Below are 22,529 nucleotides of genomic sequence, written 5' to 3' on the forward strand. Positions count from 1 at the left end.
TCACGACGCCGCGGCTCCGGTCGCGGCGTCGATCAGCCGGTCGATCAGGGCGACGAGGACGTCCCGGCTCGAGGTCCGCTCCCGGGCGTCGCACAGCAGCACCTGAACGTGCTCCGGCAGCGCGAGGGCCTCGCGGATCTCCGCGGCCGGGTACGGATGCCGGCCGTGGAAGCCGTTGACGCCGACGACGAAGGGAATGCCCCGCCGCTCGAAGAAGTCGATCGCGGCGAAGCTCGACTCGGGCCTGCGGACGTCGACCAGCACCACCGCCCCGAGCGCCCCGATCGCCAGGTCGTTCCACATGAACCAGAACCGCTGCTGACCGGGCGTACCGAAGAGGTACAGCACCAGGTCCCGGCCGATGGTGATCCGGCCGAAGTCCAGGGCCACGGTCGTGGCCCGCTTCTCCTCGATACCGGCGAGATCGTCGACGCCGAGGCCCGCCGCGGTCAGCGGTTCCTCGGTGCGCAGCGGGGCGATCTCGCTGACCGACCCGACCATGGTGGTCTTGCCGACGCCGAAACCGCCCGCGATCAGGATCTTCACCGCTTCGGGCGCGGTGGAGCGTGCGGATGCCGTGGGCGCCGGGGCGACGCGCTCAGAGCCGGCCAAGGCCGTCCCTCACTTTCTGCAGCAGGTCCAGGTCCGGAGTGGCGCGGGAGACGAGGCGGGGCGGCCGGGCGGTGATCCGGCCGGCCTCCAGCAGGTCCGAGAGCAGGATGACGACCACGCTCACCGGCAGGTCGAGACGGGCCGCGATCTCCGCCACGGCGACCGGCTCGGCGCACAGCCGCAGGATCCGCAGGTGCTCGGGCTGCGGCCGCGCGGCCCGGACGGGCTGCGGGTCGAGAGCGGTCACCGTCGTGATGAGGGTGAAGTCGGCGCGGCTGGGCCGGGTCCGGCCGCCCGTCAGGGCGAACGGCCGTACGAGCCGGCCCCCCGCGTCGCCTCCCGTCACGTCACTCGCCGGGGCCGGCGGTGGCCCGCGGTGCCGCGCTCAGGTGCTCGCCGATCTTCTTCACCAGCATGTTCATCTGGTACGCCACCACGCCGACGTCGGCGTTCGGGCCGGTCAGTACGACCAGGTGCGCGCCGGGGCCCGCGGAGGTGAGTATCAGGTAGCCGTTGGCCATCTCGATGAGCGCCTGGCGCACCGGGCCGCCCCGGAAGTCCATGCTGACGCCCTTGCTGAGGCTCATCAGGCCGGACGCGGTCGCCGCCAGCCGCTCGGCGTCGTCACGCAGGAACCCGGTGGACTTGCTGACGACCAGTCCGTCCTCGGAGAGCACCACGGCCTGGTTCACGTCGGCGACCCGCTCCACGAGTCCGGTGAGCAACTGGTCCAGCTCGGTGTGCGTGGCGGGGGAGGGTCGGGTCATCGGGTGTCCTTCGTCGGCGGTCGGTCGGCGGTCGGAGTCGAGGGGGCGGCGGAGGAGAGAACCTGCCCGTCGGAGTCGGAGTCGGAGTCGGAGTCGGAATCGGAGCCGGAGTCGGAGCCGGAGTCGGCGCCCGTGTCCGTGTCGTCGTCGGTCTGGGCCCGCAGGGTGCCACGCTGGAAACCGGCCAGGGACGAGGCGGCGCGCTCGGCCGTGAAGTCGGCGCAGTCGTCGTCGGGCGCGTTGTCCGGGCCGTCCCGTCCAACGCCCGGGTCCTCGTCGCGCAGCTCGGCGGCGAGACTGGTCTGCGGCACCCGTCGGGGCAACGGCGCGAGTCCGTTCCGCTCGTCGGGTGAGCCGGGTGAGCCGGGTGAGCCGGGTGAGCCGGGTGAGCCCGAGGAGTCCGCGTGGGCCGCGGACCGGTTCGCGGGCGCCGGCGGGGACGACCGCGGGGGCCGTTCGCCGACGGCCGGGTCCGCTCCGTTCCCCGAGGCCGCGGCGGAGGGGGCGGCCGGGGCGGTCCCGCAGTCGGAGGGCGTCGTACCGGCCGTCGTACCGGCCGTCGTACCGGTCGCCGGATGGTCGTCGCCGTCCGTCCCGCCGACCGGTTCGCGGACCACGATGTCGTGCGGGATCAGCACGATCGCCGTGGTCCCGCCGTACGGGGAGGGGCGCAGCGTGACGGTGATGCCGTGCCGGTGCGCGAGGCGGGCGACGACGAACATGCCGAGCCGCAGGTCGTCGGCGAGCGCGACCACGTCGAACTGCGGGGCCACCGCCAACTGGGCGTTGAACGAGGCGTAGTCCTCCTCCGAGAGGCCGAGCCCGCGGTCCTCGATCTCCACCGCCAGCCCCTTGGCCACCAGCGCCGCCCGCACGCCGACCGGGTTGGGCGAGGGGGAGTACGCGGTCGCGTTGTCGATCAGCTCGGCCAGCAGGTGGATCACGTCGGCCACCGCGGGCGGGGCGAGGGCCACCTCCTCGTCGGTGTGCAGCTCCACCCGCTGGTACTCGGCGACCTCGCCGACGGCGCTGCGCAGGATGTCGACGAGCGACACGGGCTCGCGCCACGTCCGCCGGGGCTGCTCACCGCTGATGATGACGAGGTTCTCCTCGTAACGCCGCAACTGGCTGGCCGTGGAGTCCAGTTCGTACAGCCCCTTGAGGATCTCGGGGTCCGTGTGCTCGCGCTCCAGGGCGTCCAGCTTGCCGAGCTGCATGTTGACGAGGTTCTGGCTCTGCCGGGCGATGCCCAGGATCACCTTCTGGAAGCCTCGCCGGGTGTCGGCGAGTTCGACGGCGGTGTGCACGGCGGTGCGTTGTGCCGTGTTGAACGCCTGTGCGACCTGCCCGAGTTCGTCCCGCCCGTAGTCCAGCGGCGGGGTCGCCGACTCCACGTCGACGGTCTCGCCCCGCTCCAGCCGGGCCACCACGTCGGGCAGCCGTTCCTCGGCCAGGCTCAGGGTGGCCAGGCGCAGGCCGCGCAGCCGCCGGGACAGCGAGCGCGTGATGCGCCAGGACATGACGATGCAGAGCAGCAGGGCGACCAGGCCGCCCGCGCTGAGGGAGGCGGCCGTGATCAGCAGCCCGCGCGCCTCGTCGGCGCTGCGGTCGAGCAGCCCGCCCGTCTGCTGCCCGATCAGCTGCCTGTACCGCTCGGAGACCTTCTCCATGGCGGGGGCCCACCGCTGCCGCAGCTCCGGCAGGGAGATCCGGTCGTCCCCGTCCGCCGCACGAGCCGCCAGCACCTGGTCCTCGACGCTCTGGAGCGTCCTCCACTCGGGACTCGCGAGGATCCGCTCGGTCTGGGCCTTCGCGCTGCCGCTCAGCGACGGGAGGATCTGGTCCTGGACCAGCCAGCGCCGGGTGTGGACCAGCTGGGAGAACCGCTCCCATTCCGCCTCGTCCATCCGGCCGGACGGCCAGGCCAGAGTGAGCCGGGCGTCCTCCTGGGAGACCAGCTCGGCGGCGTGTTCGATGGCGACCAGCGGCCCGGCCTGCGAGGTGAGGTCGCCGTCGTCCACCTGGGAGAGCTCCTGGAAGGCGTGGATCTGCTCGTCGACGATCGAGGTGTACTGGTCGAGCGCCTGCTCGGCGGTGATGTCGGTGGGGTCGTCGACCTGGTCGCGGTAGTACTCCAGGCTGCCCACCGAGCCGAGCACCGAGTACAGCCGGTCCGAGACCCGGTCGGGGGCGCTCTCGATCGCGTCGGACTGGCCCACCAGCCGGGCGACCGCCTCGTCCGTCTTCCGGCGCTGCGCGTCCAGCTCCGCCCGGTCGCCGTCCGGGGCGGCCAGCAGGGCCGCGGACAGACTGCGCTCCTTCTGCAGGGCGAGCGCCGCCTCGGTGCCCATGGCGCCGGTGTCGCGGCTCAGCTCCGTCTGCGCGCGCAGCCGCAGGCCCTCGGAGAACATCTGGATCGTCGTGACGCCCCACACCGCCGCGAGGGTGACGCCGGGGACCAGGGCCAGGAGGATCAGGGACAGACGGATGGAGCCGAGGCGGCGCCGGGCACCCCTCTTCCGCGTCTTCCGGGTCTTCCGTGCAGACATCGTCGTCCTAGGCGATCAGTGGGGAAGGGGAGCGGGGACGCGGAGGTGCCGTCGGCCGTGGGGCCCGGTCACCGGGTGCCGCCCGCGGCGAACTCCGCGACCGAGTCGGCGTTCGTCCGGGTCACGAACGCGGGGCCGGTCAGCACGGGCGCCACTCCGCCGCCGCTGACGTTGCCGTTGGTGCGGTACAGCCAGAGCGCGTCCACCGCGAGGTAGCCCTGCAGATAGGGCTGTTGGTCCACCGCGAACTGGACGTCCCCGCGTTTGACGGCGGCGACCAGGTCGTGGTCGAGGTCGAAGGTGGCGACGTGGGCACTGCTGCCCGCCTCGTCCACCGACTTGACCGCGGTCAGCGCGAACGCGGCGCCGTTCATGACGACTTCGTCGATGCTGGGGTCCTGCCGCAGCCGGGCCGTGACGGCCGCGCCGACCGCCTCCATGTCGGTGCCCTCGACGTAGAGCATCTCGGCCTCGCCCTGGAAGGTCTTCTTCACCCCCGCGCAGCGGGCCTCCAGGGCGACGTTGCCGCGCTCGTGGATGACGCAGAGGGCGTGCTTGGCCCTGAGGTCGTTCAGCTTCTCGCCGACGGCCCGGCCCGCGACGCTCTCGTCCTGCCCGAAGTACTCCAGGAGCCCCGTGGACCGCCAGGCGTCGATACCGGAGTTGAGGCCGACCACGGGGATCCCGGCCGCCTTGGCCTCGGCGACCGGTGCCTTCATCGCCTGCGGTTTGGCCAGGGTCACGGCGATGCCGTCGGCCTCGTCGCGGATGGCGTCCCGTACCAGGTCGGCCTGGTCGGCGGTGTCGGCGTCGCCCGCGTACGTCAGGTCGACGCCGTCCTTGGCGGCCGCGGCCTCGGCGCCCTTGCGCACCCGGTCCCAGAAGGCGTCGCCCTCACCGCCGTGGGTGACCATGACGATCTTCATCCGGCCGGTGCCGGACCCGCCCGCGGCGTCCGCGGCCGAACCGTCCTCCTCCCCGCCGGGGGCGGAGCAGCCGGCCACCAGCAGGCAGACGGCCGCGGCGAGGACCGCGGTGCTCAGACGTACGGGGGAGTGGGTGGGCGGGGGAGATGTACTCATGGGGGTTGGGGCACCTCGCTGTACGGCCGAGCAGGAGGAACGGGACGAGGTGGCCCGGAGCCGCGGGTCAGTGCGACCAACCGGGAGAAACTCGCCTGGCCGGAGCAAACCGTGTGTGACCGCTGGTAGTCAAGTGACCAGCGAACTGCTGTGAGTTCTCGGTGCCGCATCGTGATGAACGGGACGGCGAAAGCGGGCCGAAGCGGAATGCCGGGCGGTATGCCCGGCGGCGTCCGTGCTCCGAGGGCGTGCCCGGCCCAGCGGTCCGCGGCGCTTCCAGGGACGCCCATCTGACGGTGAGTTAGCCCGTGAGTTATCGTGTACGGGGGGTAAAGACAGGCGGCACGGTCTGTTGAGTTCCAGCCCAGGAGAGTCCAGCCGATGGCGAGGCAGCTACGCGCCGAGCAGACCCGCGCGACGATCGTCGGTGCCGCGGCCGACCTGTTCGACCGGTACGGCTACGAGTCGACCAGCCTGAGCGAGATCGTGGCCCACGCCGGTGTCACCAAGGGCGCCCTGTACTTCCACTTCGCGGCGAAGGAAGACCTCGCCCACGCCATCATGGAGATCCAGTCCAGAACCTCGCGCCGGCTGGCCAGGGAGCTGGACCACAGGGGCTACTCCTCGCTGGAGGCGCTGATGCGCCTCACGTTCGGCATGGCCCGGCTCTGCGAGGAGGGTCCGGTACTGCGGGCCGGGCTGCGACTGGCCACCGGGGGTGTGCCGGTCCGGCCGCCGTTGCCGCACCCCTTCACCGAGTGGCGGGAGATCGCCACGTCCCGCCTGCTCGACGCCGTCCGGCAGTCCGACGTGCACCCGGACATCGACGTCGACTCCGTCGCCCACACCCTCGTCTGCTCCGTCGTCGGCACCCGCGTCGTGAGCGGCACCCTGGAACCGGCCGGGCGGCAGCCCCGTCGCCTCGCCGAGATGTGGCACATCCTCATCCGGGGCATGGTCCCGGTGACCCGACGCGCCCGCTACGTCACCCTCGCGGCCCGCCTGGAACGGGAGACGGCCACGGCCTGACCCGTGCTGCACCGCGCCCCCGTGCTGCACCGCACTGCCCGTGCTGCACCGCGTGGTCCGTGCTGCACCGCGTGGTCCGTGTTGCACCGCGCTGCCCGTGCTGCACCGGGCTGCACCGCGTGGTCCGACGTGGTGCGATGTGGTGCCTCGGGGGCTGTCCGGCAGGGCCGGGCGCCCGGGAGATCCTCGCCGGAGGGCGGTCGGTCCCGCCGGGCCGACGCGGTCCGCGCGATACCGTGGCGCGCATGCCCGACACCCCGCCCGAGCCCGCCCCCGTCATCCTCGGCGACGAGCCCGGCTCCTTCCCGCACGGCGTGCTGGCCGAGCGGCACCCCGCGATCGTCCGGCAGGTGCGGGACGCGTTCCCGCACGACCCCGAACGGCGACACGCGCTCGACATGCTGCTCGCGAGCTGCGCCGACGGTGTGGTCGAGCCGTTGCCCGCCGACGCCGACCCCACCGGCCGCGACCGCGAACGCTGGGCCGGCTGGGGCATGGACGCGTACGCCGGCCGCTCCTGGTACGACGTGCCCTGGCTGTGGGCCGAGAGCCACTTCTACCGCCGGCTCCTGGACGCCGTCGGCTACTTCGGACCCGGCACCTGGCAGGGCGTCGACCCCTTCAGGCCCGCCAAACTCGCCGAACTCGACGCGCCGGAGACGGACGAGGAACTCGCCGCGCTCGACGGCCTCACCGCTCTGCCCGCCGACGAGCGGAACCGGGCCCTGCTGCACGGTTCGCTCTGGGGCAACCGCGCCGACCTCGGCTTCCGCCTCTCCGACCGGGGCGCCGACACCGAGCGTGCGGTGGAGGCACTCGTCGCCGACGACAGCGACACCCTCTGGTCCCTGCTCCCGCCTCCCGGGACGGGCACCGCGGGTCCGGGCCCGGCCACCCTGTGCCTCGTCGCCGACAACGCCGGCCGCGAACTCGTTCCCGACCTGCTCCTCGTCTCGCACCTCCTCGCCGAGGGCCGCGTGGACCGGGCGATCCTGCACGTCAAGCCGTATCCGTACTACGTCTCCGACGCCACGCCCACCGACGTGCTCGACGCCCTGCGGCGGCTCGTGGCCGCGGGTGGCGCGGCGGCGGCACACGGTGACCGGCTCTGGACCGCGCTGGCCGACGGCCGCGTCACCGTCCGCGCCCACCCCTTCTCCTGCGCCCCGCTGCCGTACGCGGACATGCCCGACGACCTGCGCGAGGACTTCGCCGCGGCCACCGTCACCGTCCTCAAGGGCGACCTGAACTACCGGCGACTGGTGGGCGACCGGTGGTGGCCGCCGACCACCTCCTTCGCCGACGTGACCGCGTACTTCCCCGGCCCCGTCGCGGCCCTGCGCACCCTGAAGTCGGACGTGATCACCGGCCTGACCGCCCGGACCGAGGCGGCGCTGGTGGCGAGCGGCGAGCAGCGCTGGCGGACGAGCGGGACGCACGCACTGATCCAGGTCGGACGCTGAGGGCGGAGTCTCCGAAGCCGGACCCCCGAAGTCACCGAAGTCACCGAAGTCACCGAAAGTTCCCGGACTTCCCGGATTCGGCCCTGATTCACGCGATGGTGTGATCATGTCCCGGCCGGTGGATGTGCCCGGAGCGCCATGGGTAGTGCCCGGCCATGACGCGACAGCCCTTCGAACTCCCGCACTTCTACCTGCCGCATCCCGCGCGGCTCAACCCGCATCTCGACGAGGCGCGCGCCCACTCGACGACGTGGGCGCGCGAGATGGGCATGCTGGAGGGCTCCGGGGTCTGGGAGCAGTCCGACCTCGACGCTCACGACTACGGCCTGCTCTGCGCCTACACCCACCCCGACTGCGACGGGCCGGCGCTCTCCCTCATCACCGACTGGTACGTGTGGGTCTTCTTCTTCGACGACCACTTCCTGGAGAAGTACAAACGCAGCCAGGACCGCGTCGCCGGCAAGGCACACCTCGACCGGCTCCCCCTGTTCATGCCGCTCGACCTCGCCACCGGGACGCCCGAGCCGGAGAATCCGGTCGAGGCCGGCCTCGCCGACCTGTGGGCCCGCACCGTGCCCGCGATGTCGGCCGACTGGCGCCGCCGCTTCGCCGTCGCCACCGAGCACCTGCTCAACGAGTCCCTGTGGGAGCTGTCCAACATCAACGAGGGGCGGGTCTCCAACCCCGTCGAGTACATCGAGATGCGCCGCAAGGTCGGCGGCGCCCCCTGGTCGGCCGGGCTCGTGGAGTACGCGACCGCCGAGGTGCCCGCCGCCGTCGCCGGGTCCAGGCCGCTGCGGGTGCTGATGGAGACGTTCTCCGACGCTGTGCACCTGCGCAACGACCTCTTCTCCTACCAGCGGGAGGTCGAGGACGAGGGCGAGCTGAGCAACGGGGTGCTGGTCCTGGAGACCTTCTTCGGCTGCACCACCCAGGAGGCCGCCGAGCTGGTCAACGACGTTCTCACCTCCCGACTGCACCAGTTCGAGCACACCGCGTTCACCGAGGTGCCCGCCGCGGTCCTGGAGAACGGTCTGACCCCGCCGGAGGTCGCCGCCGTCGGCGCTTACACCAAGGGCCTGCAGGACTGGCAGTCCGGCGGCCACGAATGGCACATGCGCTCCAGCCGGTACATGAACAAGGGCGAGCGTCCGGCGGGGGGCTGGCAGACGCTCACCGGGCCCGGCACCTCCGCCGCCGACGTCGGCGCGCTCCTCGCCGCGGCGGCCGCCGAGCGGGCCCGCCCCTACACCTACGTGCCCTTCCAGAAGGTCGGCCCCTCCGTCATCCCCGACATCCACATGCCCTACCCGCTGGAGCTGAGCCCCGCCCTGGAGGGCTCCCGGCGGCACCTGCTCGAGTGGTCGCGGCGGATGGGCTTCCTCGGCGAGGGCGTCTGGGACGAGGACAAGCTCGCGAGCTGCGACCTCCCCCTGTGCGCCGCGGGCCTCGACCCGGACGCCACCCAGGAGCAGCTCGACCTCGCCTCCGACTGGCTGGCCTTCGGTACGTACGGCGACGACTACTACCCCCTCGTCTACGGCCATCGCCGAGACCTCGCCGCCGCCCGGCTGACCACCGCCCGTCTGTCGGCCTGCATGCCGCTCGACGGCGAGCCGGTCCCGCCGCCCGCCAACGCGATGGAACGCTCCCTGATCGATCTGTGGGCGCGTACGACGGCCGGCATGACGCCCGGGGAGCGGCGTCCGCTGAGGACGGCCGTCGACACGATGACCGAGGCCTGGGTGTGGGAGCTGTCCAACCAGATCCAGAACCGCGTCCCCGACCCGGTGGACTACCTGGAGATGCGCCGGGCCACCTTCGGCTCCGACCTGACCCTCGGCCTGTGCCGTGCCGGACACGGCCCGGCCGTGCCGCCCGAGGTCTACCGCAGTGGTCCCGTCCGGTCCCTTGAGAACGCGGCGATCGACTACGCGTGCCTGCTCAACGACGTCTTCTCGTACCAGAAGGAGATCGAGTACGAGGGCGAGATCCACAACGCGATCCTCGTCGTGCAGAACTTCTTCGGTGTCGGCTACCCGGCCGCCCTCCGCGTCGTCCAGGACCTGATGAACCAGCGCATGCGCCAGTTCGAGCATGTCGTCGCGCACGAACTCCCCGTCGTCTACGACGACTTCCAGCTGTCCGAGGAGGCGCGGAGCATCATGCGGGGCTATGTCACCGACCTGCAGAACTGGATGGCCGGCATCCTCAACTGGCACCGGAACGTCCCGCGCTACAAGGCCGAGTACCTGGCGGGCCGTACCCACGGCTTCCTCCCGGACCGGATCCCGGCGGCGCCCCTCAGCGCCATGTCCGTGCCCGTGCCCTCCCGCAGGAGCAGCCCCGTGCCGACGCCCTGACCGTCCTTCAGTCTCACTCTTTCGTGGCTCGTCACGCGTCGGTGCGCCGGGTAGAGCATCTGCCGGAGGCGATCCATGGAACAGACAGCGTTGCGTCCCAAGCCGATGCCCGGCCGCGAACCGGGCCCCGGCACCGCTCCCGACACGGCCCGGCGTCCGCACACCGGCCGCCGCCGCCGCCGACGGCTCACCACCGTACTGCTCGGCGTGCTCGCCGCGGCCGTCCTGCTCCTCGCGGGCGTGGGACTCGGCACGGTGGGTGCCACGATGATCGGCATGAGCCAACTCGCCGAACTGCAACGGCGGGCAGGGGCGTCGGCCGGGGGCCCGGGAGGGAGCGGGGCAGCGGAGGCGCAGCCGGGCACCCGGGCCGCTCCGGCGCACCCGTCGGCCCCGCCCCCCTCCCCGGCGCCGCCCGGAGCGACCCTCGGCGTGGAGGCCGTGGACGACGGGAAGCCCGGCGCCCTGGTCGTGGGCGTCCATGTGCCGGGGCCCGGATACGCGGCGGGCCTGGTGCGGGGCGATGTACTGCTGGCGTTCGGCACGACCCGCGTCGACTCGGCCGCCGACCTCGCACGCGCCGTGTCCCGCGCCAGGCCGGGCAAGCAGGTCAAGCTCACCGTGCGGCACGACAGCGGCGGCTACCAGCAGCTGACGGCCGTACCGGGCGTCGTCACGTGACGGCGCGGAAGTGGCTCGTGAGCCGTCCGTCGTCGTCCAGTACGTGGCAGGCCGGCCCGACCGGCGCGTCCAGGTCCGCGATCCGATCGCCCTCCCAGGGCAGAGGCGCAGGATCCACGTCAACCGGGCCCGACCGTGTGCGCGAGTACGAGCACGGTGTCGGCCTCCTCCGGGCGCCCGGACCGCGACACCCCCACGTCGCTCATGCTCAGACCGCATCGGACCAAGAGCCGGGAGGGCCGAGCAATGGCAATCGGCTCGCGTCGACCCCGTCCTGAGGGCAGGATGCTGCCCGTGGTCCCTTCACTCTTTCGCCCCGGGAGGCCCGGATGACCGCCGGCAGGCCCGCCGCTTCCTTCACCGCCGACGACTACCGGGCCCGTATGGAGCGCGCCGCGCGTGCGGCTGCCGACGCCGGGCTGGCCGGGCTGCTGGTGGCCCCGGGCCCCGACCTGGTGTGGCTCACCGGCTACGCGCCCACGGCGGACACCGAACGGCTCACCCTGCTCGTCCTCGCCCCGGACCGTGACCCCGTGCTCGTCGTCCCGACGCTCGAGGCCCCCGACGCCGCGCAGGCGGCCGGCGCGCCCGCCCTGACCCTGCGCGACTGGACCGACGGCAAGGACCCCTACGCGGCCACCGCCGCGCTCCTCGGCGGATCAGGACGGTTCGGCATCAGCGACAACGCCTGGGCCATGCACCTCCTGGCTCTCCAGCGGGCGCTGCCCGACACCTCCTACGCCTCCCTCACCCAGGCGCTGCCCATGCTCCGGGCCGTCAAGGACGCGGCGGAGCTGGACCTGCTGGCGGCGGCGGGCGCGGCCGCGGACGCGGCCTTCGAGGAGATCCGCGCGGTCCGCTTCGGCGGACGCCGCGAGTCCGACGTGGCCGCCGACCTCGCCGGTCTGCTGCGGCGGTTCGGCCACTCGCGGGTCGACTTCACCATCGTCGCCTCAGGACCCAACGGCGCCAATCCGCACCACGAGGTGGGAGACCGCGTCATCGAGGACGGCGACATGATCGTCCTCGACTTCGGCGGCCTGAAGGACGGCTACGGCTCCGACACCTCCCGCACCGTCCACGTGGGCGAACCCACCGACGAGGAGCGCCGGGTGCACGACCTGGTCCGCGAGGCGCAGGAGGCCGGCTTCCGGGCGGTGCGGCCCGGCGCCGCCTGCCAGGACGTCGACCGGGCCGCCCGCGCGGTCATCGCCGACGCGGGGTACGGCGAGTACTTCATCCACCGCACCGGACACGGTATCGGCGTCACGACGCACGAGCCGCCGTACATGATCGAGGGGGAGGAGCAGCCACTCGTCCCCGGCATGTGCTTCTCCGTCGAGCCGGGCGTCTATCTGCCCGGCCGGTTCGGGGTACGCATCGAGGACATCGTCACCGTCACCGAGCACGGCGGCCGACGGTTCAACGACACCACCCGGGAGATGGTCGTAGTCGAGTGACCGGTCACGGACGGACCCCGGCAGACCCGGCAGACCCGGAAGACGGCGGCGCGACATGACACAGGCACCGGCACCCACCGCGGACACCGTCCGCCGACTGGTCCGCTCCCTGCTGGGCGGGAGCACCGAACCCGACGTCCGGCCGGTCGCCGAGGGCGTCGAACCCGACACGTGGTGGGTCGGCAGCCGGCACGTGCTGCGGCTGGCCCCCGACCGCGAGACCTCGGCGCGACGGCGCCGCGAACTGCGTTTGCGTGAACTGGTCCGCCTCTACGTCTCCGTCGCGGTGCCGACGTCTGTCGCGTACGGCGAGTGGGCACCGGACCTCGTCTACACGCTGGATGCCAGGATGGCCGGCGGGTCGGGTGAGGACCACGACGTGTCCGCCCTGGGCGAGGCGGATCTCGCGGCGCTGCTCACCGGAGTGCGCGAGGTACCGGTCCGGCAGGCCGAGACGCTCGGTGTGCCGCGGGCGGCCCCGCGCTCCCTGGAGACCCTGCGGCAGGCCGCCGAGAGTGCCGCCCGCCTCCTCGCCGACGCCGACGAGTTCGACACCGCCCGGCCGGAGCGGCTCACCCGGGAGGCGACGGCCCAGCTCGGCGCACAGCCGGGCGCGGCGGTCCTCGTCCACCACGGCCTGACCGGCGGGCGCCTCGTGGTCAGCGCCGACGGCCGGGTGCGCGGCGTCCTCGGCTGGAGCGACGCGGTCCTCGGCGACCCGGCGGAGGACATCGCCGGGCTCGCACTCTCCGTCGGCTCACCGGCCGCGGTCCGCGCCGCCACCCTCGCCGGTTACGGTGCCCGGCCCTGCCTGCGCGGTCTGTGGCTGGCCCGCTGCGACGCGGTCGTCCAGCTCGCGGAGGCACTCACCGGCCGGTCCGGCACTCCGCTGCCCCTGCTCAGGACCCGGCTGCGACGCGCCTGGGAACCGATCCTCCTGGAACGGGTGACAGAGCTGCGCGAAGACGACCCGGACGACACCACCTGAACGCAGGGCCGCCCGAGCGTCCCTCGCTCCCACCGACATGCGCGCATGAGTCCACCTAGGTCCTGTCGTCAACCTCGCGTCGTCGCCCGCAGGACAGACGGGAGTTCGACGACAGGACTAGCTCCCCCGCGCGGACCCGCGGTGCTCCCGCGCGAGCACCGCGGGCCGCCCCCGCGCGGAGTCCGCGTGCGGGCGGGTCGGCCCACGCTCGCGCGCGGTACCGGCGTGCGGACCTGTTCCCGCACGGGCCGTGCGCGGGCCCGCCGCACTCCCGCGGCATCCGCGCGCGGGCCCCCTCCCGCGGCGCACCCGCGCGGACCGGCCCGGGCCTCAGTCCTGTACCAGCACCACGCTCGACTCGCCCGGCACGCGCAGCAGGCCGTCCGGGCCCGGGCCCTCCACCGGTTCCCAGGCCGCGAGCACACGCGCGGGCCGGCTGCCCAGCGGGATCGCCGCCGGACCGGTGCCCAGGTTGACGGCCACCCGGATGTCGCCGCGCCGGAAGGCCAGCCAGCGCGCCGCGCCGTCGTACGCCACCCTGGTGTCGGCCAGGTCGGGGTCGGTCAGGTCCGGCTGCTCGCGGCGCAGGGCGATCAGCCGCCGGTACCAGTCCAGCACGCGCGCGTGCGGCTCGCGGGCGGGCTCCGACCAGTCGAGGCAGGAGCGCTCGCGCGTCGCCGGGTCCTGCGGGTCGGGCACGTCCTCCTCCCGCCAGCCGTGCGCGGCGAACTCCCGCCGTCTGCCGCGCCGTACCGCCTCCGCCAGCTGCGGGTCCGTGTGGTCGGTGAAGAACTGCCACGGCGTACCGGCCGCCCACTCCTCGCCCATGAACAGCATCGGTGTGAACGGCGCGGTCAGCGTCAGCGTGGCCGCGCAGGCGGCGAGGCCGGGGGAGAGCAGGGACGCCAGGCGGTCTCCCCGGGCGCGGTTGCCGACCTGGTCGTGGGTCTGGCTGTAGCCGGTCAGCCGGTGCGCGGCCACCCTGCCTCGGTCCAGCGCACGGCCGTGCGAGCGGCCCCGGAAGGTGGAGTAGGCGCCGTCGTGGAAGTAGCCCCGGGTCAGGGTCTTGGCGAGCGCCGCCAGCGGATCGCGCGCGAAGTCGGCGTAGTAGCCCTGCGACTCCCCGGTCAGCGCGGTGTGCAGGGCGTGGTGGAAGTCGTCGTTCCACTGCGCGTGCACCCCCAGGCCGCCTTCCTCGCGCGGGGTGATGATCCGCGGGTCGTTCAGGTCGGACTCGGCGATCAGGAAGAGCGGCCGGTCCAGGTCGGCGGCGAGCTCGTCCACGGCGGTCGACAACTGCTCCAGGAAGTGGCACGCGCGCGTGTCGGCCAGGGCGTGCACCGCGTCCAGGCGCAGTCCGTCGACCCGGTAGTCCCGCAGCCAGGCCAGCGCGCTGTCGACCAGATACGCCCGCACCTCGTCCGAGCCGGGCGCGTCCAGGTTCACGGCGACACCCCAGGGCGTGTGGTGCGTGTCGGTGAAGTACGGCCCGAAGGCGGGCAGGTAGTTGCCGGACGGGCCCAGGTGATTGTGCACCACGTCCAGGACCACGGCCAGGCCGAGGCCGTGGGCCCGGTCGACGAACCGCTTCAGTGCCTCGGGCCCGCCGTACGGCTCGTGCACCGCCCACAGCGAGACGCCCTCGTATCCCCAGCCGTGCCGGCCCGGGAAGGGGCACAGCGGCATCAACTCGACGTGGGTGACACCCAGGTCCACCAGGTGCTCGAGCCGGCCGGCGGCGGCGTCGAGGGTGCCCTCGGGGGTGTACGTCCCCACGTGCAGCTCGTACAGGACCCCGCCGGGCAGCGGACGCCCGGCCCACCTCGCACGCCACGCGTACCGTCCGTGGTCGACGACCGCGCTGAGCCCGTCCGGTCCGTCCGGCTGGCGGCACGAGCGCGGGTCCGGCAGTACCGGGCCGTCGTCCACCGCGAAGCCGTACCGCGAACCGTCCCGCGCCTCCGCCTCACCGCACCACCACCCCGGCCGTTCCGGATCGCGCTCCAGCGCGCGCACGGCGCCGTCGCACTGCAACGTCACCCGGCCGGCCTGCGGTGCCCACACCTCGAACTGCACGGACGGTTCCCCTTCGTCTGCTGACCGTGATGCGGAGCCGGTCCGGCAGGTCGTGCCGCGGACGCGGGTCCGGGAGGTGCCGCGCCCTTCCGCGACCCGGTCCGCCGGACAGGCCCAGCCCGTCCATGGTCCTGCAAAAGGGATCATTCCGCTGGTGATTGCCACCGCTCGTGGCGGGTGTCGTGTCCGCTCCGCGCGCGGGGACGGCCCTTTCCCCCTCTCCTGGACACTCCGGCCCGGCTGACCGACAATCAGCTGCGTGACGTCGTCCTTCGAGTTCAACACGTATCCCGCGCGGTTGTCCGACGCGGAGCGCGACAAGGCGCTGAACGTGCTCCGGGACGGCGTCGCCGTGGGGCGCCTGTCGCACGACACGTTCGTCCGCCGGATGGAGCTGGCGCTCGCCGCCCGCCGCCCGGAGGAGCTGGCGGCGCTCACCGCCGACCTTTCCACCGAGAGCCGGCTGTCCCGGCTGGTGTTCGGCACCGTCGAGGCGGTGTCCGGGTTCGGCGTACGGCTCGGCAGGGCCTGGCGGGCCGAGCGGCTGCCCAAGCTGCTGCTGCCCCGCACCCGCGAGGGGCAACCGCTGCGCATAGGACGCGACCCGGCGAGCGGGCTGCGGCTGAGCCACGAGACGGTCTCCCGGGTGCACGCGGAACTCAGCCGCCAGGGCGGCATGTGGGTGCTGCGCGACCTGGGCTCCACCAACGGCACCACCGTCAACGGGCGGCGGGTCATCGGCGCGGCCGTCGTCCGCGGGGGCGACCAGATCGGCTTCGGCCGGATGGCCTTCCGCCTGGCCGAGAACTGACGCCACGTACCGCCCTCCGGGAGCGGACCGGGCGGGCAGGGCAGACCCCTGGCCTGGACCTCACTCGCAGTCGCGTCCGCTTCGGTGGCGCGAATCCCTTTGTTCTCACGGTGTTGACGTACCCCCCAAGTCGTGACTGACTGTGCGTACACCGCGCACACCAGGTGAATCGACGGCTCGCTTGTGGAGGTGTGCCCTGCCGCCCCTCCTGCGCTACCCGACCGTGGACGAGCTGGGTGCCCGGGCCGCCGCACTCGTCGCCCGGCATCCCCGACACGCCCGGCTGCGCCGCGTCGGCGCCTCCCGCGCGGGCACCCCGCTGCTGCTGCTCTCCGTCGGCCACGGCAGCCGCCAGGTCCTCGTCGTCGCCGGACCGCACGCGAACGAGCCCGTGGGCGGCGCCACCGCCCTCCGGCTGGCCGAGCGGGCCGTGGCCGACCCGCGGCTCACCGAGGGCGCCGACGCCACCTGGAACCTCCTCCTGTGCGTCGACCCCGACGGTCTGCGCCGCAACGAGGGCTGGCTGACCGGCCCGTACACCCTCGGCCGCTACGCCCGGAACTTCTTCCGCCCCGGCTTCCTGGAGCAGCCCGAGTGGCTGCCCGACGGCCCGGACCGCGCCACGCTCCCGGAGACCCGCACCCTGCTCGCACTCCAGGACGAGCTGCGGCCCTTCCTCCAGTGCTCCCTGCACGGCGTGGACGTCGGCGGCGGCTTCGTCGAGCTGACCCACGACCTGCCGGGCATCGCCCAGCGCATCGCCCACACCGCGGCCCGGCTCGGCGTCCCCCGCGAACTCGGCGCCTACGACACCCTGTACTGGCCCGACCTCGGACCCGCCGTCTACCGGATACCGCCGCCCCGCCGCGGCGACCTCACCGCCGCCATCACCGAGGCCGCCGTCGACTCGACGTGGTGCCATCCGCGGCGGTACGGCACCGTCACCGCGGTCGTCGAGGCGCCCATGTGGGCCGTGGCGGCCGTGGCGGACGGCTCGTCCCCGGCCGACCGGGACGCGCTACTGCGCACCGTGAGCCGCACCCTGCGCCAGGACACCCGGCGCCTGCACCGGGTCCTCGCCCGCGTCCGGCCCCACCTGGCCGCCGTGCCGGAGGCGGCGCACCTGCTCGCACCGGTCGACGACTACCTGCTGGTCTGCCCCCGGCTCGCCGACGCGTGGGATCCCGACACCGACGACGGCTCCGGCCGCTCACTGCCGCCGATGAACACCTCCCACCTGGTCGCGCTGCGGCTCGCCGGCCGGCGCCTGTCCCTGCGCACCGCAGGGCTCCTTCACCAGCTGGTCACCCGTGCCGGGGGCGATCCGGCGGGCGTCCTGCCCGAACTCGACCGGCTCGTCGACGAGGGCTGCGCCGACTACCGCGACGGCTGCGCGGCGCGCTGGATACCGGTCGCGCGCCAGGTGGAGTACCAGACACGGGTCGTACTCGCCGCGTTCGAACTGGCCGGGCGGCGCCCCACCGCCGGCTCCCGCACGGGGGAGTCAGGCCGGGGGCCCCAGGCCGCGGTGCCGATGCACTGGGACTGACCTCCCCCCGGCCGGAGCGGGGCGACCCAGCCCGTGTGGCCCGACCGGGTGCGTGGCGGTCGGGACCCGCGCGGGTGTGTGGCGTCGGGACCCGCACGGGTGACGGGCGGCCGCCGTGCCCCGCTCCCTGCGCCGCCTCTGCCTCCTGCGCCCGTCTATGCCTCCTGTGCCCCTTTCGCTCCGTCTCCTGCCAGTGGCCCCTCCGTTCCCTCCACCCGCTCCAGCAGCGCCACCGGCATGTCCGCGAAAAGGTCCTCCACGCGCGCGTGCCCCGCGAATTCCCGTCCGGGCGCCAGCGCGTCGGCCCACCGGCCCGGCGGCAGCGGCAGCGTCGTGCCGCGCCAGCCACCGGCCTCCGCCAGCCGCAGTGACAACCGGGTCACGGCCGTCACGGCCTCCCCCGAGCGGGCGAACGCCACGCAGTGGGCCGCCGCCGGGCCCTCGGCCGGCAGCGGCTCGTACGTCGCCGTGCCGCCGAAGGCACCGGGCCGCCGCGCCCGCAGCGCCAGCGCCGCCCGGGTCACCGCCGTCTTCTCCCCGGAGTCCCCGCCCCCGCCCCCGCCGGCGGGGAAGTCCACCGGACGGCGGTTGTCCGGGTCCACCAGTGCCAGGTACTCGTGCTCGGTGCCCTGGTAGAGGTCCGGCACGCCCGGCATCGTCAGGTGGGTCAGGGCGGTGCCGAGGACGTTGGCCCGGATGTGCGGCTCCAGGGCGTCGCGGAGGGCCGCCACCCGCTCGCCCGGCGGGCCGCACGGCCCAGCCGCCACGAACCGGGCCACCGCCTCCTCGTACGAGGGTTCCCGCTCCGTCCAGCTGGTGTGCATCCCCGCCTCGCGCACGTGCTTCAGCAGCGCCTCCCGCACCCGCTCCCGGTCCGCCGGGCCCAGTCCGAACACCGTCTGCCAGGCCGCCCACGCGACCTGGCCGTCCGGCCCGCCCTCGCCCGTGCGGGCGACCTCCGTCAGGACGTCCGCCCACCGTGCGGGACACTGCGTGAGCACCGCCAGTGCGGCGCGCACGTCGGCGCTGCGCTTGGTGTCGTGGGTCGAGACGACGGTGCCCGTCGCGGGCCAGTCGCGCTGCACACGCGCGCAGTAGGCGTGGAACTCCTCGGGCGGCACGGCCGGGCTCCCCGGGTCGCCGCCCACCTCGGTCGCCGACAGCAGCGGCACGTACCGGTAGAACGCCGTGTCCTCCACCGACTTCGCGCGCAGTGCCGACGCCGTCTGGGCGAACCGCGTCCGGAACTCCACCTGGCCAGGACCGTCCCCGTACCGCCCCAGCACCAGGTCCCGTACGACATCCACCGCGCCGGCCTCCTCGGGGACCTCGAAGGCGAGCCGTGCCTCGGCCGCCGCCTTCTCGGTGACGACCGTCGCCGCGTCCACCGAGGCGTACGGCCGGTACACCTCCAGCCGGACCAGCAGCTCCCGCAACGCCGTGCGCAGCGCCCAGGGCGCCCGGTCGCGCGGCGCGGGGTCCGGCGCGGCGACGCACAGGCGGTGGGCCACCCGGGTCAGCCGGTCCATCTCGGTGGCCAGCTCGTGCGTGAGCACCTTGTACGCCGCGCGCCGCACCGTCGCCGCCCAGTCCCCGCCCCGGTCCGCCTGCGGGAGCGCGAACTCGCGATAGCGGTCGAGCAGTTGTCCGTACCCCGCCGGGTCCGTGAACAGCCCGTCGACGTGCCGCAGTGCGTCGTAGCCGGTCGTGCCCGCGACGGGCCAGGCGGCGGGCAGCCGCTCCCCGTCCGCGAGGATCTTCTCCACCACCGTCCACCGGCCGCCGCTCGCCCGGTGCAGCCGTTCGAGGTAGGCGTCGGGGTCGGCGAGACCGTCGGGGTGGTCGACGCGCAGTCCGTCGATCACGCCCTCGCGCAGCAGCCGCAGGATCGTGGCGTGCGTGGCCTCGAACACCCCGGGGTCCTCCACGCGTACGCCGATCAGCTCCGAGATGCTGAAGAAGCGCCGGTAGTTCAGCTCGGTGCGGGCGAGCCGCCACCACACCGGGCGGTACCACTGAGCGTCCAGGAGCCGCGGCAGCGGCAGCCCCGCGGTGCCGTCCCGCAGCGGGAAGGCGTGCTCGTGGTAGCGCAGCACGCCGCCGTCGACCCGGAGGTCGTCCAGCACCTCTCCGACCGGGGCACCCAGCACCGGCAGCAGCAGCTGACCGCCCTGCGCCTGCCAGTCGATGTCGAACCACCGCGCGTACGGCGACTCCGGCCCCTCGCGCAGCACGTCCCACAGGGCGCGGTTGTGACGCGGCGACATCGCCATGTGGTTGGGCACGATGTCCACCACCAGGCCGAGATCGTGCTCCCGCGCGGTGCGCGACAGCGCCCGCAGACCCTCCTCGCCGCCCAGTTCCTCGCGCACGCGCGCGTGGTCGACGACGTCGTAGCCGTGCCGCGAGCCCGGGACCGCCTCCAGGACGGGGGACAGGTGCAGGTGCGACACACCGAGAGAGGCCAGGTACGGCACGGCCGCCGCCGCGGCCCCGAAGGGGAAGGCCGGCTGTAGCTGGAGCCGGTAGGTGGCCGAGGGAACGGAAGGGCCGGGGGAGGCGAGAGAGCCGGAGGAGGCGGGGGAGGCCGGGGACGGCACCGGGTCGGGTCGCTCAGGTGTCATGGAAACCTACGTACCCGCCCCGCCGCCTTTCCTGTCACCGGCCCCCTGCTCGGGTGCAGGAGGCCGGTGACGGAGGACCGCGCCCGAAAGGCGCCCCCGCGCCCTACACGGGCCGCTGCAGCACCGTCAGGCTCCGGTCCACCAGGGTCAGCCGGTCCCCGGCCTGCACCTTCGGGCCCGTGCCCGCGGGCACCCCCTCCGTCAGGGCGGTGTCGACGACCACCTCCCACTGCCGGCCGTGGTCGATCGGCACCACGAAGTCCAGCGGCTTCGGCGAGGCGTTGAACATCAGCAGGAACGAGTCGTCGGCGATGCGCTCCCCGCGGGTGCCGGGCTCGGAGATCGCGTTGCCGTTCAGGAACACCGTGAGCGCCGAAGCCCGCGCCGAGTTCCAGTCCCGCCGGGTCATCTCCGCGCCCTCCGGGGTGAACCAGGCGATGTCCGAGAGCTCGTCGTGCGTGCCCTGCACGGGGCGCCCGTGGAAGAAGCGGCGCCTGCGCAGGACCGGGTGGTCCTTGCGCAGCCACACCATCGCGCGGGTGAACTCCAGCAGCCCGGAGGGGACGTCCTCGCCGTCGGGCCACGCCACCCACGCCAGCTCGTTGTCCTGGCAGTAGGCGTTGTTGTTGCCCCGCTGGGTGCGGGCGAACTCGTCGCCGTGGCTGATCATCGGAACGCCCTGGGAGAGCAGCAGGGTGGCGATGAAGTTCCGCATCTGACGCGCCCGCAGCTCCAGCACCGCCGGGTCGTCGGTGTCGCCCTCGACACCGCAGTTCCAGGAGCGGTTGTGGCTCTCCCCGTCCCGGTTGTCCTCGCCGTTGGCCTGGTTGTGCTTGTCGTTGTACGCCACCATGTCGTGCAGGGTGAAGCCGTCGTGGCAGGTCACGAAGTTGATCGAGGCGAGCGGGCGGCGCCCGTCGTCCTGGTAGAGGTCGGAGGAGCCGGTCAGCCGGGACGCGAACTCCGCCAGCGTGCGCGGCTCGCCGCGCCACAGGTCCCGCACCGTGTCCCGGTACTTGCCGTTCCACTCGGTCCACAGCGGCGGGAAGTTGCCCACCTGGTAGCCGCCCTCGCCGACGTCCCAGGGCTCGGCGATCAGCTTCACCTGCGACACCACGGGGTCCTGCTGCACCAGGTCGAAGAACGACGACAGCCGGTCCACCTCGTGGAACTGCCGGGCCAGGGTGGCCGCGAGGTCGAAGCGGAATCCGTCCACGTGCATCTCGGTGACCCAGTACCGCAGCGAGTCCATGATCATCTGGAGTACGTGCGGGGACCGCATGAGCAGCGAGTTCCCGGTCCCCGTGGTGTCCATGTAGTAGCGGGGGTCGTCGGTCAGCCGGTAGTACGAGGGGTTGTCGAGACCCTTGAAGGACAGGGTCGGGCCCAGGTGGTTGCCCTCGGCCGTGTGGTTGTAGACCACGTCCAGGATCACCTCGATCCCCGCCTCGTGCAGCGCCTTGACGGCCGACTTGAACTCCAGCACCTGCTGGCCGCGGTCGCCCCAGGAGGCGTACGCGTTGTGCGGGGCGAAGAAGCCGACCGTGTTGTAGCCCCAGTAGTTGTTGAGGCCCATGTCCACCAGCCGGTGGTCGTTGACGAACTGATGGACCGGCATCAGCTCCAGCGCGGTCACCCCCAGCCCCGTGAGATGCTCGATGAGCGCCGGGTGCGCGAGGGCCGCGTAGGTGCCCCGCAGCTCCTCGGGCAGGCCCGGGTGCCGCATGGTCAGGCCCTTCACGTGGGCCTCGTAGATCACCGTGTGGTGGTACTCCGTCCGGGGACTGCGGTCGTCGCCCCAGTCGAAGTAGGGGTTGACCACGACCGACGTCATCGTGTGCGGCGCCGAGTCGAGGTCGTTGCGCCGTTCGGGTTCGCCGAAGTGGTAGCCGTACACCTCCTCGCCCCACTGGACCGCCCCGCTGATCGCACGCGCGTACGGATCTAGGAGCAGCTTGGCGCTGTTGCAGCGCAGCCCGCGCTCCGGGGCGTACGGGCCGTGCACGCGATACCCGTACCGCTGCCCCGGCATCACGCCCGGCACGTAGGCGTGCCGTACGAACGCGTCGCTCTCCCGCAGCTCGATCGCGGTCTCGGAGCCGTCGTCGTGCAACAGACACAGCTCTACTCGGTCGGCGGCCTCCGTGAAGACCGCGAAGTTGGTGCCGGCGCCGTCGTACGTGGCACCCAGTGGATACGCCTCTCCAGGCCAGACCTGCATGAACACGACTCTTTCAGGTGTGGGGCGCCGGTGCGGACGCCTTGGCTCCGAGTCTCCTGGAAGTCTCCCCGAAAGTGAGGCGACCACCTGGCACGTACGTCCTCCTACCCACCCTTCGGCGTTCTGCTCCGGCCGTACCGGGAAGGAGGCACGGGAGAGGCTTTCCCGGACCCGGCCACGTCACCGCTATGAATCCGCTCACTCCCAGGTGTCAGGGCGGCGGCAACACGCTTGCGGCACAGCGATGTTGGCAA

At 73.3% G+C, this 22,529-nt stretch carries 16 protein-coding genes; 8 read left to right on the forward strand and 8 right to left on the reverse strand.

The window, feature by feature from the left end:
• The 5 genes from ACGFYH_RS18270 to ACGFYH_RS18290 form a co-directional block, all read right to left on the reverse strand.
• Window positions 1–612, reverse strand: coding sequence for an ATP/GTP-binding protein (locus ACGFYH_RS18270; protein WP_393804145.1), 612 nt, complete (start codon window positions 610–612; stop codon window positions 1–3).
• The gene (locus tag ACGFYH_RS18275) at window positions 599–958 is read right to left on the reverse strand and encodes a DUF742 domain-containing protein (RefSeq protein ID WP_393804146.1); all 360 of its coding nucleotides are present in this window, start codon (window positions 956–958) and stop codon (window positions 599–601) included. Before ACGFYH_RS18275 ends, ACGFYH_RS18270 begins: the two co-directional genes overlap by 14 nt.
• Window position 959: 1 nt before the next feature.
• Window positions 960–1,379 (reverse strand): roadblock/LC7 domain-containing protein, encoded by a 420-nt coding sequence (locus tag ACGFYH_RS18280; protein ID WP_007445343.1) that lies wholly within the window; start codon window positions 1,377–1,379, stop codon window positions 960–962.
• Complete coding sequence (locus tag ACGFYH_RS18285; protein WP_393804147.1) at window positions 1,376–3,928, reverse strand: nitrate- and nitrite sensing domain-containing protein; 2,553 nt, start codon at window positions 3,926–3,928, stop codon at window positions 1,376–1,378. Before ACGFYH_RS18285 ends, ACGFYH_RS18280 begins: the two co-directional genes overlap by 4 nt.
• A 68-nt stretch (window positions 3,929–3,996) precedes the next feature.
• Window positions 3,997–5,010, reverse strand: coding sequence for a substrate-binding domain-containing protein (locus ACGFYH_RS18290; protein ID WP_393804148.1), 1,014 nt, complete (start codon window positions 5,008–5,010; stop codon window positions 3,997–3,999).
• A 381-nt stretch (window positions 5,011–5,391) separates the two neighbouring features.
• Between ACGFYH_RS18290 and ACGFYH_RS18295 the strand changes: the two genes are divergently transcribed.
• The 6 genes from ACGFYH_RS18295 (at window position 5,392) to ACGFYH_RS18320 (ending at window position 12,994) form a co-directional block, all read left to right on the forward strand.
• Complete coding sequence (locus tag ACGFYH_RS18295) at window positions 5,392–6,039, forward strand: ScbR family autoregulator-binding transcription factor (RefSeq protein WP_393804149.1); 648 nt, start codon at window positions 5,392–5,394, stop codon at window positions 6,037–6,039.
• 245 nt (window positions 6,040–6,284) lie between these two features.
• Complete coding sequence (locus ACGFYH_RS18300) at window positions 6,285–7,502, forward strand: damage-control phosphatase ARMT1 family protein (RefSeq protein WP_393804150.1); 1,218 nt, start codon at window positions 6,285–6,287, stop codon at window positions 7,500–7,502.
• A gap of 155 nt (window positions 7,503–7,657) precedes the next feature.
• Window positions 7,658–9,865, forward strand: coding sequence for a germacradienol/geosmin synthase Cyc2 (gene cyc2 / locus ACGFYH_RS18305; protein WP_393804151.1), 2,208 nt, complete (start codon window positions 7,658–7,660; stop codon window positions 9,863–9,865).
• A gap of 75 nt (window positions 9,866–9,940) precedes the next feature.
• A complete protein-coding gene (locus ACGFYH_RS18310) occupies window positions 9,941–10,546 on the forward strand; it encodes a PDZ domain-containing protein (RefSeq protein ID WP_393804152.1) in 606 nt (201 codons plus the stop codon).
• A gap of 329 nt (window positions 10,547–10,875) precedes the next feature.
• Window positions 10,876–12,006 (forward strand): aminopeptidase P family protein, encoded by a 1,131-nt coding sequence (locus ACGFYH_RS18315; RefSeq protein ID WP_393804153.1) that lies wholly within the window; start codon window positions 10,876–10,878, stop codon window positions 12,004–12,006.
• Window positions 12,007–12,061: 55 nt separating this feature from the next.
• A complete protein-coding gene (locus ACGFYH_RS18320) occupies window positions 12,062–12,994 on the forward strand; it encodes an aminoglycoside phosphotransferase family protein (RefSeq protein ID WP_393804154.1) in 933 nt (310 codons plus the stop codon).
• A gap of 330 nt (window positions 12,995–13,324) precedes the next feature.
• On the opposite strand, the gene treZ is transcribed toward ACGFYH_RS18320, so the two are convergent.
• Window positions 13,325–15,070, reverse strand: coding sequence for a malto-oligosyltrehalose trehalohydrolase (treZ, locus tag ACGFYH_RS18325; protein ID WP_393804155.1), 1,746 nt, complete (start codon window positions 15,068–15,070; stop codon window positions 13,325–13,327).
• Between the two features lie 259 nt (window positions 15,071–15,329).
• On the opposite strand from treZ, the gene ACGFYH_RS18330 reads away from it, so the two are divergent.
• Together ACGFYH_RS18330 and ACGFYH_RS18335 are read left to right on the forward strand one after the other, a co-directional pair.
• On the forward strand, window positions 15,330–15,881 hold the full coding sequence (locus tag ACGFYH_RS18330) for an FHA domain-containing protein (protein WP_393804156.1): 552 nt from the start codon (window positions 15,330–15,332) through the stop codon (window positions 15,879–15,881).
• Window positions 15,882–16,104: 223 nt separating this feature from the next.
• Window positions 16,105–17,430, forward strand: a complete 1,326-nt coding sequence (locus tag ACGFYH_RS18335; RefSeq protein WP_393804157.1) for a M14 family zinc carboxypeptidase — start codon at window positions 16,105–16,107, stop codon at window positions 17,428–17,430.
• Window positions 17,431–17,585: 155 nt separating this feature from the next.
• Here ACGFYH_RS18335 and treY read toward each other — a convergent pair whose 3' ends face one another.
• Both treY and glgX read right to left on the reverse strand, forming a co-directional pair.
• Entirely contained in the window at window positions 17,586–20,054 is a 2,469-nt protein-coding gene (gene treY, locus ACGFYH_RS18340; RefSeq protein WP_393804158.1) for a malto-oligosyltrehalose synthase, read from the reverse strand.
• A gap of 103 nt (window positions 20,055–20,157) precedes the next feature.
• Window positions 20,158–22,275, reverse strand: coding sequence for a glycogen debranching protein GlgX (gene glgX / locus ACGFYH_RS18345; RefSeq protein ID WP_393804159.1), 2,118 nt, complete (start codon window positions 22,273–22,275; stop codon window positions 20,158–20,160).
• Between the last annotated feature and the right edge of the window lie 254 nt (window positions 22,276–22,529).

This window comes from Streptomyces sp. NPDC048392 (assembly GCF_043200575.1).
Lineage (GTDB): Bacteria > Actinomycetota > Actinomycetes > Streptomycetales > Streptomycetaceae > Streptomyces.